11 protein-coding genes are annotated in these 15755 nt (G+C 72.8%); 4 read left to right on the top strand and 7 right to left on the bottom strand.

The features are described 5' to 3' along the window. Nucleotides 1-61: 61 nt before the first annotated feature. Both AB0K67_RS14085 and AB0K67_RS14080 read right to left on the bottom strand, forming a co-directional pair. Nucleotides 62-2638: a protein kinase gene (locus AB0K67_RS14085; RefSeq protein WP_364058455.1), complete on the bottom strand. Its 2577-nt coding sequence runs from the start codon at nt 2636-2638 to the stop codon at nt 62-64. An 86-nt stretch (nt 2639-2724) separates the two neighbouring features. Next, nucleotides 2725-3363, bottom strand: a complete 639-nt coding sequence (locus AB0K67_RS14080) for a pyridoxamine 5'-phosphate oxidase family protein (RefSeq protein ID WP_364058452.1) — start codon at nt 3361-3363, stop codon at nt 2725-2727. Nucleotides 3364-3434: 71 nt separating this feature from the next. Between AB0K67_RS14080 and AB0K67_RS14075 the strand changes: the two genes are divergently transcribed. Further along, complete coding sequence (locus tag AB0K67_RS14075) at nt 3435-4832, top strand: PLP-dependent aminotransferase family protein (protein ID WP_364058449.1); 1398 nt, start codon at nt 3435-3437, stop codon at nt 4830-4832. A gap of 65 nt (nt 4833-4897) precedes the next feature. On the opposite strand, the gene AB0K67_RS14070 is transcribed toward AB0K67_RS14075, so the two are convergent. Next, complete coding sequence (locus AB0K67_RS14070) at nt 4898-6022, bottom strand: DegT/DnrJ/EryC1/StrS family aminotransferase (protein ID WP_364058446.1); 1125 nt, start codon at nt 6020-6022, stop codon at nt 4898-4900. Continuing rightward, nucleotides 6019-6960, bottom strand: coding sequence for a GNAT family N-acetyltransferase (locus AB0K67_RS14065; protein WP_364058443.1), 942 nt, complete (start codon nt 6958-6960; stop codon nt 6019-6021). The genes AB0K67_RS14070 and AB0K67_RS14065 overlap by 4 nt, the downstream gene beginning before the upstream one ends. Nucleotides 6961-7258: 298 nt before the next feature. On the opposite strand from AB0K67_RS14065, the gene AB0K67_RS14060 reads away from it, so the two are divergent. From AB0K67_RS14060 to AB0K67_RS14050, 3 genes are all read left to right on the top strand, one after another. Next, on the top strand, nt 7259-8296 hold the full coding sequence (locus AB0K67_RS14060) for a phosphotransferase family protein (protein WP_364058440.1): 1038 nt from the start codon (nt 7259-7261) through the stop codon (nt 8294-8296). A gap of 27 nt (nt 8297-8323) precedes the next feature. After that, complete coding sequence (locus AB0K67_RS14055) at nt 8324-9076, top strand: SDR family oxidoreductase (RefSeq protein ID WP_364058437.1); 753 nt, start codon at nt 8324-8326, stop codon at nt 9074-9076. Between the two features lie 132 nt (nt 9077-9208). Next, nucleotides 9209-10597 (top strand): xylan 1,4-beta-xylosidase, encoded by a 1389-nt coding sequence (locus tag AB0K67_RS14050; protein WP_364058434.1) that lies wholly within the window; start codon nt 9209-9211, stop codon nt 10595-10597. Between the two features lie 4 nt (nt 10598-10601). Here the strand turns inward: AB0K67_RS14050 and AB0K67_RS14045 are convergent, their stop codons facing one another. From AB0K67_RS14045 to AB0K67_RS14035, 3 genes are all read right to left on the bottom strand, one after another. Continuing rightward, a complete protein-coding gene (locus AB0K67_RS14045) occupies nt 10602-11753 on the bottom strand; it encodes an acyltransferase (protein ID WP_364058431.1) in 1152 nt (383 codons plus the stop codon). Beyond that, nucleotides 11746-12642 carry an alpha/beta hydrolase gene (locus tag AB0K67_RS14040; RefSeq protein WP_364058428.1) on the bottom strand — a complete coding sequence of 299 codons (897 nt, stop codon included), beginning with the start codon at nt 12640-12642 and terminating at the stop codon, nt 11746-11748. The genes AB0K67_RS14045 and AB0K67_RS14040 overlap by 8 nt, the downstream gene beginning before the upstream one ends. Nucleotides 12643-12748: 106 nt before the next feature. Beyond that, on the bottom strand, nt 12749-15751 hold the full coding sequence (locus tag AB0K67_RS14035) for a hypothetical protein (RefSeq protein WP_364058425.1): 3003 nt from the start codon (nt 15749-15751) through the stop codon (nt 12749-12751). Nucleotides 15752-15755: the final 4 nt, after the last annotated feature.

Raw genomic sequence — 15755 nt, 5'->3', positions numbered from 1 at the left:
CGTGCGTGCCGTCGCGCACGCAGCGGGCGACGGCGCCGCGCGCCGCCGCCCATATGCCCGTTCACCTGGGACGAGGCGCCTCGGAAGCGGTCTGCTCCGCGGGGGTCTTCGCCACCGGAGGCGGCTCCTCGGACGGGGTCTTCACGATCGGAGGATTTTTCGCCGGCGTGCCGGGGGAGGGGGAGCCCTGAGGATCGGGCTCGTCGTCCCGCGGGCAGGCCGGGGTGGTGCCCGTACGGGTGTCGGCGCCGCCCGCCGCGGCCGGGTCGGTGAGAGCGGTGATCGACCACCTGGTGCCGCAGGGCATCCTGGCCGGGAAGCGGAAGGCCCGGCTGTAGGAGGTGCCGCCCGATAGGGTGACCGTCCGCGAGTCGCGGCTTGCCCCGGCGGCGAACCTGACCGTCAGCCGCACCGGCTGCGTGCTCGCCGTGGTCACGCGGACCTGCGCCTGCACGCCGCCGTACACGCCCGCCTCCACGATGGCGACCCGCCGCACCTGCGCGGGGCAGGGCACCGAGGCGCGTGCGGTGGCCGTCCTGCCGCCCGCGGTCACCTGCACCGACAGCGTGGAGCCGCACGGGCGCGAGCGCAGCGCGAGGGTGAAGGCCCGGCTGTAGGAGGTACGCCCGGACAACTGGGCGGTACGCGTGCCGGCCGGCTCGCCGTCCACCGCGAACCCGGCCCGCACCGGGATCGCCCCCCTGCCGCTCGCCGTGACCTTGATCCGGGCCGTGGCGGTGCGGGCGGGCGCGGCGGGCAGGCCGAGCGAGACGTTCAGCGCGGTCACCCGGGCAGGGCAGGGCGGCACGGAAACCCTGGCCGTCCTCGGGCCGCCGAAGGCGGCGGGCGAGGTGGTGACGGCCAGCGAGACGGTCGTGCCGCACGGCTGCTCGCCCATCCGCCAGGCCAGCGTGCGGGCGTAGAACCTGGCGCCGCTGAGGCGCACGCGCTCGGTCCGGCCGTCCGCGCCCGAGGCCGACCAGACGGCGGTGGCGGTGACGGGGCCCGTGCCGCTCGTCCGGAGGGTGAGCGTGCTGCGGGCCACCCCGTCGGAGCCCACCGTGATGCGGCCGAGCGTCAGGCCGAGCACGGAGGTGGCGGGCGGCGCGGGATCACCGGTGGCCGTGGGCCGGTCGGTGGGAGCGTCCGGTGTCCTGTCGCCGCCGGGTGCCGGGGTGGTGGTGCGCGGCTCGGCGGGGCGCAAGGTGGCCGGGCCTGGGCCGGTGGCGCTCTCCTCGGGGCGCGGCCGCTGCGACGGGCGCGTGCCCGGCGGGGTCTGCGGCTCGGCCTGCGGCGTGCCCTCCGGCTCCCCGCCGGACGGCTCGGGGCGTGCGGGCTCCGGCACGGCGGATTCGGTGGCGGACTCGGGCACGGTGGATGGGGTGCCGGACTCGGGCACGGTGGATGGGGTGCCGGACTCGGGCACGGTGGATGGGGTGCCGGACTCGGGCTCGGGCGCGGTGGAGCGCGTGCCGGGCTCGGGCACGGTGATGTCGGAGCCGGACGGCTCGGGCTCGTCGGGCTCGGGGCTCGACGCGGCCTCAGGCGTCTCCCCGGCCCCGGAGGGTACGGCGGGCGGCGCCGCGATCTCGCTCGGCGGTGCGGCCACCGCCGCCGCCTCCTCGACCGGCGTCGGCCGGTTGATCAGCACGACCACCGCCACGGCCGCCGCGGCGGCGACCGCCCCGCCCATCGCCAGCTTGCGCGCGTTCGCCCGCATGCCGCGGAAGACGGTCCTGGCCAGCGACGTGGTCACCTCGGCGCCGGGCGTCTGCGGCTTGGGCAGCAGCAGCGCGAGCAGGGCGACGAGCGCGGCCAGCCGCCGCCTGCCGCGTTCCTCCCAGTCCTCCCCGTACGCCGCCCGCGCCGTGGCCTCGAGCTCGGCCACGAACTCCAGCGCGCTCGCCGGCCGCAGCGCCGGGTCCTTGGCCAGGCCGGCTCTGATCAGCCCGCGCACCGGCTCGGGGGCGTCCTGGACCGGCACGGGGGCGTGGAGGTGCTGGTAGCCCAGGACGACCGGCTCGGTCGAGCGGTAGGGCCGGTGCCCGGTCAGGCATTCGAAGAAGACGGCGGTGGCGGCGTACACGTCGGTGGCGGGCGAGGAGGGCCGCCCCTCCCACAGCTCCGGCGCCATGTACGGCGGCGTCCCCTCAGGACGGGAGGCGCTGCCCTGCCGGACCGCGATGCCGAAGTCGACGAGCTTGCTGAGCCCGTCGTCGCGGACGATCACGTTCTCCGGCTTGTAGTCGCGGTGCACGAGCCCCATCGCGTGCGCCCTGGCCAGCCCGAGCAGCGAGCCCTTCAGCACGACGAGCGCGGCCTCAGGCCCGGTGGTGCCGTTCTCGCGCAGCAGGGCGCGCAGGGAGACGCCGTTGACCAGCTCCATCACGATGGCGGCGCCGCGGGCGTCCTGGATGTACTCCAGCATCGTGGCGATGTGCGGGTCGCGCAGCGTGGTGAGCAGCCGCGCCTCCGACTGGAACCTGGCCAGCGCGGCCGGTTCGCGCAGCAGCTTGCCGGACAGGTATTTGATCGCGACCTCGACCCCGGTGGCGTCGTGCACCGCCAGCGCGACGCGCCCGCTCGCACCCGCCCCGAGCTGCCTGATCTCCGTGTAACCCGGAGCGCTCCACTCCATATGCCTCTCCCATCAGGAGCCGGCCCACCTGATGAGACGCGTGATCAAGGAGTCGGGTTTTCCAGGTGGTTCCGGAATTTATGGAACTACTCCCGGTGGAGGATGTGAACAGGCGTGGCGATACCTTCTGGGAGCAGCGGATCCGGCTCGGGCTCGCCCCACGACGTGACCAGCGGCAGCACCCCGGCCCAGACCGGCAGCTCGTAGTCCTCCTCCTCGTCCTTCGGCCCGCCGCTGCGCATCTTCACCGACGCCTCCTCCAGCGACAGCGCCAGCACGGCCGTGGCGGCCAGCTCCTTGCGCGAGGGGCGGCGGGCGTAGTCCCACTGGCCGGGGGCCAGCCGCTCCGACAGCACGCGCAGGCCCTCCATGCGCTCGTCGTGATCCGCCACCAGCCGCGCCCGCCCGTAGATGATCGCTGAGCGGTAGTTGACGGAGTGGTTGAAGATCGAGCGCGCCAGCACGATGCCGTCGAGGTGGGTGACGGTGACGCACACCTCGTTGCCGTCGGCCGCGCGCAGCGAGGTCGCCCCGGTGGAGCCGTGCAGGTAGAGGGTCTCACCGGCGCGCCCGTAGCCGGTGGGGATCACCATCGGATGTCCGTTCACGATCACGCCGAGATGGCAGATCATGCCGGTGTCGAGTACCTCGTACAGGTCGTTCCTGTCGGTGCTGCCGCGCTCCTTCGAGCGTCCGAGCGTGGTACGCGCTGTGGTGGAGAGCATGATTCGACCGTAACGACGAAGTGGACCTACGCTGTAGGGCCACTATCGACCCCTTCGCAGAGACCACTTTCATGCGCACGCCCGTTGACCTGCCACTCTCCCTCTCCCGCGAGTCGGCCGAGCCGCTCACCGCCCAGCTCGCCGGGCGGCTGCGCCGCGCCATGCTCGACGGCGCGCTGGCCCCGGGGGAGCGGCTGCCGTCCACCCGGGCGCTGGCCGCGCAGCTCGGGGTGAGCAGGACGGTGGTGACGGAGGCGTACCAGCAGCTCTACGCCGAAGGCTGGCTGGAGGGCAGGCACGGCTCCGGCACCTTCGTGGCCGACCTCACCCCCGGCGGCGCGAGCGCGCGGCAGGAACCGAAGCGGGAGCGCCCCCGCGCGCCCGCCCCGCCGCAGCCGCCACCCGGCGCGATCGACCTCAGGGCGGGCGAGCCCTGGGTGCGCGACTACGACCACGCGGCATGGAAGCGCGCCTGGCGCAGGGCCGCCGACCTGCCGCCCGGCGCGTCGCCGGACCCGTACGGCCTGCCGCGCCTGCGCGAGCTGCTCGCCGAGCACCTCAGGCGGGCCAGGGGCGTGGTCGCCGGTCCGGAGAACGTCCTGGTCACCAGGGGCACCGGCAACGGGCTCGACCTGGTCGCCCGCGCCCTGCTCGGCCCCGGCACGAAGGCGGGAGTCGAGGACCCCGGCTACCCGACCGCGCGGACGATCTTCGCCTCCCGGGGCGCGGAGGTGGTGCCGTGCCGGGTGGACGAGGACGGCGTGATCGTCGACGGCCTGCCCGGCGACCTGCGCCTGCTCTACACCACACCGGCGCACCAGTACCCGCTCGGCGGCCGGCTGCCGATCCCGCGCAGGGAACGGCTGCTCGCCTGGGCACGGAGCACGGGCGCGACGATCGTGGAGGACGACTACGACGCCGAGTTCCGCTACGACGTGGCCCCGCTGCCCGCGCTCTACGGCCTCGACCCGGCCCGCGTGGTGCTGCTCGGCACGCTGTCGAAGACGCTCGCGCCCGACGTCGGCGTCGGCTGGCTGGTCGGCACGCCGGAGCTGCTCGCCGAGGTCGCCGCACTGCGCGAGGCGGTGGCCGACCGCACCAGCGGCCCCGTGCAGCAGGCCGTGGCGACCCTGATCGAGCGCGGTGACCTCGACCGCCACCTGCGCAGGATGCGCCTGGAGTACGCGCGCCGCCGCGCCGCCGTGGTCGAGCTGCTCGGCCCGGTCTGCCGGCTGCGCGGCGACACGGCCGGCCTGCACGTGGTCGCCGAGCTGCCGCCCGGCCTGGTGCCCGAGGTGATCGAGCGGGCGGCGCGGCGCGGGGTGCTGCTCGACTCCACCGCCCGGCACCACCACGGCGAGCCGCGCGTGCACGGCCTGGTCATCGGGTACGGCTCGGCGTCGCTGGCCGACGTGCGGCGCGGCTGCCGCATCCTGGCCGGCCTGATCCGCGAGGGTCTCGGCGGCTGAGCGGGTCAGTCGTGCGGGCCGCGCGCGGCCGGCCTGATCTGCGAGTGTCCGGGTGGCTGAGCGGGTCAGTCGTGCGGGCCGCGCGCGGGCGGCCGCAACCGGCGCAGGACGGGCAGGGAGCGGTGCGCGTACAGCGGGTCCACGGGCAGTACGTGGCGGGCCCACCAGCGCGCCGGGCCCGGGTCGGGCGAGGGATCGACGAAGCCGGGGGCGTAGTCGTCGTACGGCGGGTCGTACAGGTAGCCGGTCGGCACGCCGTGCCGCTCCAGCTCGGCGATCGCCGCGTCACGATCCTCCACCAGCAGCGGCACCCGGAACAGCGGCCTGGACAGGTCGTCGAGCACGGCGGGCGCGACCGTGGGCAGCTCGGCCAGGCGTGCGACGCCCGCCACCCGGCGCGCACGCTCACGGCGTACCTTCTCCAGCCGCCTGGCCTGGTACCAGCGCACCACGGGGCCGCGGCGCATCCGGTAGGCGTGCTGGTCGGCGCGGACCCACGGGTCGAAGGGCGGCAGCAGCGGCACCTGCTCGAGCGCCTGTTTCAGCTCGGCGGCGGCCAGCGGGATGCGGTATCCCTCGCGTGGCTCCTCCATGCCGAGGCGGCGGGCGAGCATGAGCGCGGGGCGTACGAGATCGAGCCTGAGCGCCGCCTGGCGGGCCATGGAGGTGGCCACGCTCATCAGGTCGGCGCGCAGGGAGCCGCGGGTGAGCAGCGCGTCGCGGGCGCGGGTGAGCGCCTTGAGATCGGACTCGTGCTCGACGGCCAGCACGCCGCCCGAGCCCGCGCCCGGGTGCTTCGACAGGCTGAAGACCGCGGCCTGCCCGAACGTGCCGACCGGGCGGCCCCCGACGTCGGTCTCCATGGCGTGAGCGACGTCCTCGATGAGGATCTTCCCGGCGAGGGCGGGCGCGTCGTCGGGCAGGCCGTACAGGTTGGTCGTCAGTACGGCGTCCACCGAGGCGAGGTCGGCCCGCGAGGCGTCGATGTTGCCGTCACGGGGCGACAGCGGCGCGATCACCGGGCGCAGGCCGGCCGCGAGCACGAGGAACAGGATCTCGTCCGCCGAGATGGGTGACATCAGCAGCCGCTGGCCGGGCGCGCACCAATGGCGGAGTGCGAGATAAAGCCCCAGCCGGTTGGACGGAAGCGACAGACAGTAACGGTCTGTACGCTCTGCGATGCGTTTCACCCTTGTAGGACAGTACGCAGTCTCCCGTACGTTTTCAACGCTTTGTCGGCGGTTTTGAGCAGTATCGGGTTGGCCAGCACGGTCGCCCGGGTCTTGCGCACCGGCACCCGCATCAGCCAGTGGACGCCCGCCGCCACACCGGCCTTGGCCACCCGGCCCTCGGCGACCTCCAGCTCGCCGTTCTTGAGCTTGTCCTTGTACTCCTTCTGGCCCCTGCCCATGTCGATGATCTGGATGCCGTCGGCGGCGGCCCGCTCGGCCATCGCCAGGTGGTGGATGAGGCCGGGCGAGAACTTCGCGAACGCCGGGTCGTAGGCGGGGAACCAGCCGGCCAGCGTCGTACGCGTGCGCACCCCGAAATGCCCGGCCATCGGCCGGTCGTCGACGTAGACCATGTCGAGCACCCCGGCGAAGCTCTCGGTCTGCGTGGCCAGCAGCCGCTCGACCAGCTCCACGATCCACTTGTGCGCGAACCTGTCGGTGCGCCCGGTGCGGCGGTACTGGTCGGTCTTCCAGCCGAGCAGCGTGCGCAGCGGCGCCAGGTCGGTGGTGGCGTACTCATGGCGCAGCGGCCCCACCTCGCGCTGCAGCTTGCGCGACTTGGCCAAAGTCGACTTGTACGTCTTGCCGGAGTTCTTGCGCAGCGTCTCCGTGTACGGCTCCCAGCCGTCGCGCAGATCGATGATCGGCGAGGGATGCCGCTCGGCCCGCGCGTTGACCAGCGGCTGGCTGGAGACCAGGTGGTCGAACTCGTAGACGGAAAGGCCGCACTCCCTGATCAGGCGCAGCGGGTCGATCTCGACGTCCTTGGCGTACACGAGGCCCTGGGCGTCGGTCAGGCCCGCCGCCACCGGTTTGCCGATGCCGAGCGGATGTCGTTCGAACGGGAAGAACCCCACGATCTCCTGGCCGTCGTAGATGACGGCGACACGGACCACATCCCGAAGCTCACCCACAGTGAGCGTGAATTCGGGGGAGAGGAACGGGTTGTCGAAGGCGGCGTCCGCTTCCTGCAGAGCACGCCATCGGCTCACTTCCGGCTGACCCAGTTCACGAGGCAGAGCAAGGGTGACGCGCATGGGCTCCTACTGTCGGACATGCACTCGCTATCCAGCTTGTGGCCAGGGGTGTATACCCAGAGTAAAGGATCTCGCCACCCCGACATCGCCGCAGGTCCGGAACGTTACAAGATTCCCAGCTAGCGCTCAGGACCGAATGACGTTCTAATGTGGGGTCATGACCGAATCTGGGAGCGTGCCCGGCATCGACCACCCCCGTCTGGTCGCCTGGATGGGCCGACACGTGCCCGACGCCGGTGAGCCCGGCGCCGTCTCGCTGATCTCGGGTGGGAAGTCCAACCTCACCTACCTGGTCGAGGCCGAGGGCCGCCGGCTGGTGCTGCGCAGGCCACCGCTCGGTCACGTGCTTCCGACCGCTCACGACATGCGCCGCGAGTGGCGGGTCATCTCGGCGCTCGCGCCGACGCCCGTCCCGGTGCCGGAGCCGGTCGCGTTCTGCGCCGACGAGGACGTCATCGGCGCGCCGTTCTACCTCATGGGGTACGTCGAGGGCGCCGCCGTACGCACCCGCGAGGAGCTCGGCGACCCGTCGCCCGAGCGCGCGCGGCGGCTGTCGGAGCGGCTGGCCGAGGTGCTCGCCGCCATCCACGCCGTGGACTACCGCGAGGTGGGGCTCGGCGACTTCGGCCGGCCGGAGGGCTACCTCGCCAGGCAGCTCGACCGCTGGTGCCAGCAGTGGGAGCGCTCGAAGACCGCCGACCTGCCCGACTACTACCGCCTGGTCGAGCGGCTGCGCGAACGGCTGCCCGCCGAGGCGCCCGGCACGCTCGTGCACGGCGACTACCGGCTGGACAACACCCTGCTGCGGCTCGACGACCTGCGGATCGCGGCGGTGGTCGACTGGGAGATGTCCACGCTCGGCGACCCGCTGGCCGACCTGGGGCTCACGCTGACGTACTGGTACGACAGGGACGACGAGGAGCGGGCGCGCATCCCGGTGGCCGGAGACGTGACGGCCGCGCCGGGTTTCCTGAGCGCGGCCGAGTTCGCCGCGCACTACGCCAAGGTGTCCGGACGCGAGATCTCCGACCTCGGCTTCTACGTGGCGTTCGGCAACTTCAAGCTCGCCGTGATCGTGGAGGGTATCCACGCCCGCTTCCGCCAGGGTAAGACCGTGGGTGAGGGATTCGACCGCATCGGTGCGGCCGTGCCCACGCTGATCGCCCGCGCGCACCGCATGCTCGACCAGCACTGACCGCCTCGAAGTCCGGCAAGGAGCGTCATGAGCACTGTTGCACTGATCACCGGAGCGGCGAGCGGCATCGGAGCCGCGGTCGCGCGGCGCCTGGCGTCGGGCGGCGTCCGATGCGTCCTCGTCGACGTCGACGCCCAGGGCGTGGAGCGCGTGGCCAAGGAGGTGGACGGCGCCTGGCTGGCCGCCGACGTCAGCCGGGAGGAGGCGTCGCGTGAGGCCGTCGCGCTGGCCGAGCGCCGCTTCGGCCGGCTCGACCTCGTGCACCTCAACGCCGGCATCACCGGCCGGGTGGACTTCGCGGACTTCGACGCCGCGCGCTACCGCAAGGTGGTCGGGGTCAACGTGGACGGCGTGGCGTTCGGCGTGGCGGCCAGCGTGCCGCTGCTGCGCCGCTCCGGCGGCGGCGCCATCGTGGCCACCGCGTCGCTCGCCGGGCTCGTCGGCTACTCCGCCGACCCCGTCTACACGATGACCAAGCACGCCGTGGTGGGCCTGGTGCGGGCGCTGGCCGAGCCGCTCGCGGCACAGAACATCCGCATCGCCGCCGTCTGCCCCGGCTTCACCGACACGCCGCTCGTGGCCGAGGCGCGCAAGGTGTTCGCCGACGCCGGCTTCCCGCTGCTCACCGCCGACGACGTGGCCGCCGCCGTCGAGAGCGCCTTCTACACCGACACCCCGGGCACGCTCCTCGTCGTGCAGCCGGGCCGGCAGCCCGTGCCGTACCGGTACGCGGGCGTGCCGGGCCCCGCGAGCGGCCAGCGGCCGCCGAATGTCGGGTGATGACCTGATCCGCACGGGTCGGCGCACTACTTTGAGAGGGCCGGGTATCGCTACCCGGCCCTCGTCGGTCTTCAGACCTTGTAGGTTCAGGATTCTCCCGCTTTACAACCTTGCGAGGATGAGGAGCGTTCAGTGATTCCGACCGACGGCCGGCACGCGCGCAGACGATCGCCGTGGCCGCTCGCGCTCGGGGCGGGCGTGCTCGCGGTGGTGCTGGTGGCAGGCATCATGATCTACGCCTCCATCCGCACCAAGGCCCGCGGCGAGTTCAGTGGCGGCGAGGTCGCCACCGCCATGCCCACCCAGCCGGCTCCCACGCTCGAGCCGCCGCCCGCGCTCGACAACTGGCCGCGCTGGGGCGTCACCCACACCCAGTTCAGCGCGGACAACGAGCCCGAACACGTCGCCGACCAGGCCAGGGGCATGCTCGGCCGGGTGCCGATGCTGCAGAACCAGCACATCATGGGCTGGGGCGTGGGCAACCCCGAGCCCAGCCCCGGGCAGTTCAACTTCCGCGACCTCGACCGGCGGCTGACGTTCATGGCGTCCTCGCGAGCGATCCCGGTCATCACGCTCTGCTGCGCCCCCGACTGGATGAAGGGCGGGCAGGCCGGGCGTACCGACTGGAGCAAGAACCACACGGTCGCACCCGAGAAGGAGCACTTCGACGACTTCGCCAAGCTGGCCGCGCGGGTGGCCGAGCAGTACCCGACGGTCAAGCACTACATGGTGTGGAACGAGTTCAAAGGCTTCTGGAACGCCGACACCAACCGGTGGGACGCCGAGGGCTACACCGAGATGTACAACAAGGTCTACGACGCCCTGAAGCGGGTGGATCCGGAGATCAAGGTCGGCGGCCCCTACATGTCGATCGGGACCACCGCGGCGGGCGGCGCGTCGGAGCTGAGCGGGCCCTGGGGCACCGTCGACCAGCGGGCGCTGGACGCCATCGAATACTGGATCGAGCACAAGAAGGGCGCCGACTTCATCGTGGTGGACGGCGCCACCATGACCACCGACCAGGGCAACGTGCCCGACGACTTCGGCGCGCTCGGCAAGTTCAGCGCGATCACCAACTGGCTGCGGCAGAAGAGCGGCGACATGCCCGTGTGGTGGGCCGAGTGGTACGTCGAGCCGGAGAACTCCGGCTGGAGCGAGGAGAAGCGCACGGCCGTGCAGGCGGCCGCCCTGATGGAGTTCGTCAAGAGCGGCGTCACCACCGCCCTCTACTGGAACCCGCAGCAGGACGGCGAAGGCGAGTGCCCCGGCTGTCTGTGGCGGCCCAAGGTCGGCGGCGAGATGCCGATGGCGGGGCTGCTGAGCGGCTTCACCCGATGGTTCCCCGCCGGGGTGCGCGTCGAGGAGGTCGGCAGCTCCGACCCGAGGATCAGGGCGATCGGGCAGGAGCAGCAGCTCGTCATGGTCAACACCAGCGACCAGGACGTCACGGCCACCGTGGACGGGCGGCAGGTCACGCTCCGGCCGTACGAGATCAAGTGGTCGGGACGCGGCGGCGCCTGATCCTTCAGCCCCCGGCTCTCCCGGGTCTCGTGACACCGGCGAGTGCGCAGCACGCCACCAGTGCCGCCCCGAACACCGGCAGCCAGGCCAGCCGGGCCGCCACCCACGCCGCCGAGTCAGGGGCGGTGTGCAGGCCCGGCAGGATGCCGCCGGTCAGCAGGCCGAGGGCGGTCACGGCGATCATCGCGGTCTGGTGCCAGAGGAAGATCGTGATCGCGTGGACGTTCACCACGGCCACGGCGGCCCAGGCCAGAGGGCGGCGCAGGGCCCGGCGCAAGGGGCCGGCCAGCAGCCGCGCCGCCCCGCACTGCGCCAGGCCGAAAGTGACGGCGGCCAGCGTGGGAGGGTCGAGGTTCGAGACCGCCGCGCCCGGCACGCCCACCATCGAGGCCGGGTAACCGGCCCACAGCACCAGCACGGCCGTGGCGGCGGCGCCGCCCAGCAGCAGCGCCCACCCCGTACGCCGGCTCGGCAGGCCGCCCGCCCACGAGGCTCCGAGGCAGTACGGCACCAGCCACCCCGCGATCACGTTCACCCAGCCGAGCCAGCCGGGACCGCCGAGCCAGAAGCGCACCAGATCGACCAGCGCCACCACCGCCACCGGCCACGCGGGGCCGATCCTCGCCGCCACCGGGGTCAGCGCCGTCAGCGCCCCGAACACCAGCAGGAACCACAGCGGCGACCACACCAGCGCGGCCAGCGCGAGCACGGTGTCCACCGCCACCCCGCGCGCCAGCATGGTCACCGCGATCACCGACCACACCGCGGCCACGGCCATGACCGGCGCGAACAGCCGGGCCAGCCGCCTGCGCAGCCACGCCCGGAACCCCTGCTCGGCGCGGGCCCGCCCGCGTGCCGCGACCAGCCCGCCCACCAGGAAGAACACCGCCAGCGTCTGGAACAGCCAGGACGCCGGGGTGAACGCCGGGAGCTCGCGCAACGGGCTGGCCCCGCGCAGGGTGCCGCTGTCGGCGACCAGCGCCGTCACCAGCCAGTGACCGAGCACCACGCCGGCGATGGCCAGGGCGCGCAGCCCGTCGATGGCGCGGTCACGGCCTGCGGGGGTGGCCCGCTCGACCCGTTCGAGCAGCTCGCGCAGCGCCGAAGGTCCGCCCGCCGCCGGCCTGGCCCTCGCCGTCTGAACGCGGTCACGCATCGCCGGAGACGATCCGCGCGATGGTGTGCAGCGCCGGGGCGCCGGGCCGCAGATAGTCGCTGTGGCCGCCGTCCCCGGCCGGGAAGACGCGCGCGCCCGCCTCGGGGGCGACCGGGTCCAGGCCGAGGCCCAGCGTGACGAACGGCAGGCCGAACTGGGCGTGCGGCACCAGGGAGATCCAGTCGCCCGCGGTCCTCGCCGCCCACACCCGGGCCTGGGTGCGCAGCGGGGCGGCGGTGCCGGTGCCGGGGGCGCCGAACAGGACGATGTTCGCCACCTCCGGCAGCACGGGCGCGGCCCGGCCGCAGACGACGGCGCCGTACGAGTGGCACAGCAGCGTCACCCTGGCCTGCCCCAGCTCGTCCACGAAGGCCCGCAGTGCCGGGACCGCCGCGTCGGCCCGGTCAGGGGTCAGCAGCGCGGCGTCGTACGTGGTGGGCGTCCGGTAGCCGAGCCAGGCCACCACCGCCGCCCGCTCGCCAAGTTCCGCCTGTAAGGCCAGCGCGCCGGACAGCAGCTTGTCGTAGCGTTCGAGGCTCGTGTCCGAGCCGGGCACCAGCACCGCGACCCGCTCGGCCGTGGCGAGGTCGCCGAAGACCTCCGCCGACCGGCCGCCGTCGCGGCCGTCGAAGAACAGGAAGCGGCGCGCCGGGTCCGCCATCGCCCGCAGCGCCTCGGCGCGGCGCCGGTGGCCGTGCTCGGCCGCCATCCGCTCCGCCGCCACGATGCCCTGCCGTACGGCGGCGTAGCGGGCCTCTGACAGCCCCGGAGGCGGCTTGACGGGCGCGGGGGCCGGGATCTCCGTGCCCGACAGCGGAGCCGCCACGAGAGCCGCCGTGGAGGCCGCCACGATCAGGTTCAGCAGGCTGCGAGGTAAGGGGAGACGCATGCCTGCGACGCTACGGAGCGGCCTGCGTCATCGTCGTCACGCCGGGGAGGGGATCGGCCGCGTACCCCTGAAGTACTACGCCGATCACCCTCCCCGGTGACGCGCGTCAGTTGTTCGCCGCGATGTAGATGAACCGCTCGATGATCACGCCGAACGCGATCACGAACGACGGTATCGCCAGGAAGAGCAGCCGCTTGCGGGCGCGCGGCGCCCGGTTCGGGCCGTTCAGCCGGATGATCTCGTAGCTGAACAGCGCCACCCACGTCACGGCCAGCGCGGCGATGCCCACCGGCGTCCACGGGGAGGTCGGGTCGCCCCGGCCCTCGTACGGCAGCGGTTCGGGGATCTCCGTGCCGCGCACGAACTTCTTCCAGGTGTACAGCGCCGCGTCCTCGTTGGCGAACACCCGCTTGATGTCCGGCGACTTGTCCAGCGCGGCGCGGAACCGCTCGCCCCAGTCGTCCGGGAAGCCCTCGTTGAGCTGCAGGTAGCTGACCTGGGCGCGGCTCACCATCAAGTACGAGTTGCGCGGCTGGCTCTTCAGCTTCGCGACCGCCTTGTCGATCCGCGTCGGGTCCTTGAACACCAGCGCCTGCTCGGCGAAGCTCACCCGCTCGATGTCCCGCTCACCCCACGGCATCGACGGCGTGACCTCGGGGCCCTCCTTCGGCACCAGGTAGATCACGCGGGCGCTCGGCTTGTCGTGCTCGTAGACGTAGTGCAGGGCCGCCACCTCGCCGGTGGTGACCCGTTCGAACTTCTCGTTGCCGTACCTCGCCACCAGGAACGCCATCGCGAACATCACCGCGAAGCAGGCCGCGAGCACCAGCGAGATCTTCCTGGTGAGCTGCGGGTTGAAGCGCACGTTGCGCTTGCGCAGCGGCACCGTCTCGTCGCGCACGTCGGCGCTGTCGGCCGGCAGGTTCGGGAAGAACGCGTACGCGGCCAGCAGGCACGCGCCCGGCAGCGCGAACATGTAGATGCGCAGCCCGATCTCGCCGCCGTAGCTCTGCAGCGCCAGCGCCAGCACCGGTACGCACAGCAGGATCAGCGCCGAGCGGTCGAACACCCCGCGCCGCAGCCGGCGGAACAACCCCGCCGCCGCGCAGCCCAGGATGACCGCGAGGATGCCCAGCCGGGCCTGCAGCACGATCGCGTGCGCCGGGTCCGTGCCCTCGATCCTGTCGCCGGTGTTGCTGCGCAGGTTCTGCACGATGTTGCCCAGGCCGCCGAAGATCGTGTCGATCTGGCTGGCCCAGAAGCCCACCGTCATGTAGCTGATCCAGGCCAGCACCATCAGGCCGAGGAAGAACGGCAGCGCCCACGTCAGCGTCGTCCGCTTGAACAGCAGGAACGCCGTCAGCACGCCCAGCATCATGAACGGCGTGATCTGATGCGAGGCCACCGACGCCAGGAACAGCGCGATGAGCATCAGCAGCATCAGCAGCTTGTCGGCGCGGAACGTGCCGGTGTTGGCCAGCTCGCCCGGCGTCATCGCGTCCAGCTTGCCGATCCACTTGCGCAGGCCCTTCGGCGGGATCGGCTTCGTGCGCGGCTCCACCCGGCCGAACCAGCGCAGCAGGATCGCCACGAACGCCAGATACAGCGCGAACGTGAAGCCCTGCGGCGAGAAGTAGTCCTGGCCGATCCACTGCACCAGGATGAACAGCAGCGCCGCGAACCACCGGGCCCGCGTCGTCGCCACCACCTGGCGCAGGATGAGCACGAACGGCAGCAAGTAGAGCAGGTTCGACAGCAGCGGCGTCCACTGCAGGATCGGCGTCATGTCGCTGATGCCCGCCGCCTTCGTGACGAACGCGAACAACGCGAAGAAGCCCGGCCAGCCCATGCGGGCGTCGATGTTGATCGCCGTATCGCCGGTCCTGCCGATGAACTCCACGAAACCGGCATGGATGTAAGCCGTCGGGAAGCGCGGCTGCTCCGCCACCAGCGCGCCCGCCCCGTGCAGGGCGAACGTGATCGCGGCGATCTGGAACAGCAGCAGGAACTTGCGGTCCGTGCTCTGGGAGACCGTGACGAAGAACGACACGATCATGATCAGGATGGCGATGAACGCCGTCGCCGGAAGGGCCGAGATCAGGCCGAGGCCGTCGATGTCGGCCGGGTCCACGCCGCGCATCGGGCCCGGGGGGACCTTGAGCGCCAGGATGTACATGACCAGGCCCTCAAGGACCAGCACCACGGGGAGCCACTTGGGCGCACTGGCGATCAGCGCACCGATCCTGGCCTTGAGCCCGCTCGGCTTTCGCTGCCCTTGCTGTGCGGGGGCGGCCTGCTGCTGGAAGGGCCGGCCCGGCTGACCCATGGGCGGGCTCATCGGCGGACTCTGCACCGCCACCCCACCCGGCGCCTGCCCGGGAGCGGTCATCGGCTGCACGAGCTCCGCCAGACTCCGCGCCCCACCGGCTCCGGCCGCACTCCCGGGGCCACCTCCGGCTCCGGTCGGCCCGGCTTGGGCGGGGCTCGCACCACCGGCGCTGGTGGCGTGGCCCGCGCCGCCCGAGGCAGCCGGACTCGCGGCGGCTGCGTCAGGGGCGGCGGTGCCCGGAGCGGTCGTGCTCGCGGTGGCTGCGCTGGGGGCGGCGGTGCCCGGAGCGGTCGTGCTCGCGGTGGCTGCGCCGGGGGCGGCGCTGCCCGGAGCGGTCGCGCTTGCGGCGGCCCCGCCGCCGGCCGGTGCCTGGCCGGTGGGTGCCTTCTGCGTCTTGGCGTCTGCCGTCTCGGGCGCGTCGGCGATCTTCGGCGCCGCGGCGATCTTCATGGGTTGCGTGCCCGCAACCTCCTCGTCCGCGCTGGAGGCACCGGAGGCGGCGGCCTTCCCGTCCTCGGCACCTGGCTCGGCATCGGACGTGAGGGGAATCGGCAGGCGGATGGCCGTGGTCTCTTCCGCGTCGGCCGCGCCCTCGTCGCCGCTCTTCGGGGGTTCCCCGGCCGCCTTCGAGCCCTCCTCGGCAGAAGGCTCGAACGTCAGCTTCGGGATGACCCCGGTAGCGTCCGGATCGAAGGGCACGTCCGACTCCTCCTTGTCACCACGAACGTCCGGGGAGTCGTTGGTCCCCGTGGTCTTGCCATCGCCGTCCCGTTGCCTCACGTTG

Origin of the sequence: Nonomuraea sp. NPDC052634 (genome assembly GCF_040678535.1) — a bacterium.
GTDB classification, from domain to species: Bacteria; Actinomycetota; Actinomycetes; order Streptosporangiales; family Streptosporangiaceae; genus Nonomuraea; species Nonomuraea fastidiosa.
This window is presented reverse-complemented; position numbering and strand designations above follow the sequence as displayed.

Excerpts from the sequence above, each read along its gene's own strand:
- AB0K67_RS14055 (WP_364058437.1), top strand. The coding sequence starts at position 8,324 with ATGAGCACTGTTGCACTGATCACCGGAGCGGCGAGCGGCATCGGAGCC.
- AB0K67_RS14080 (WP_364058452.1), bottom strand. The coding sequence starts at position 3,363 with ATGCTCTCCACCACAGCGCGTACCACGCTCGGACGCTCGAAGGAGCGC.
- AB0K67_RS14085 (WP_364058455.1), bottom strand. The coding sequence starts at position 2,638 with ATGGAGTGGAGCGCTCCGGGTTACACGGAGATCAGGCAGCTCGGGGCG.
- AB0K67_RS14045 (WP_364058431.1), bottom strand. The coding sequence starts at position 11,753 with ATGCGTGACCGCGTTCAGACGGCGAGGGCCAGGCCGGCGGCGGGCGGA.
- AB0K67_RS14040 (WP_364058428.1), bottom strand. The coding sequence starts at position 12,642 with ATGCGTCTCCCCTTACCTCGCAGCCTGCTGAACCTGATCGTGGCGGCC.
- AB0K67_RS14075 (WP_364058449.1), top strand. The coding sequence starts at position 3,435 with ATGCGCACGCCCGTTGACCTGCCACTCTCCCTCTCCCGCGAGTCGGCC.
- AB0K67_RS14060 (WP_364058440.1), top strand. The coding sequence starts at position 7,259 with ATGACCGAATCTGGGAGCGTGCCCGGCATCGACCACCCCCGTCTGGTC.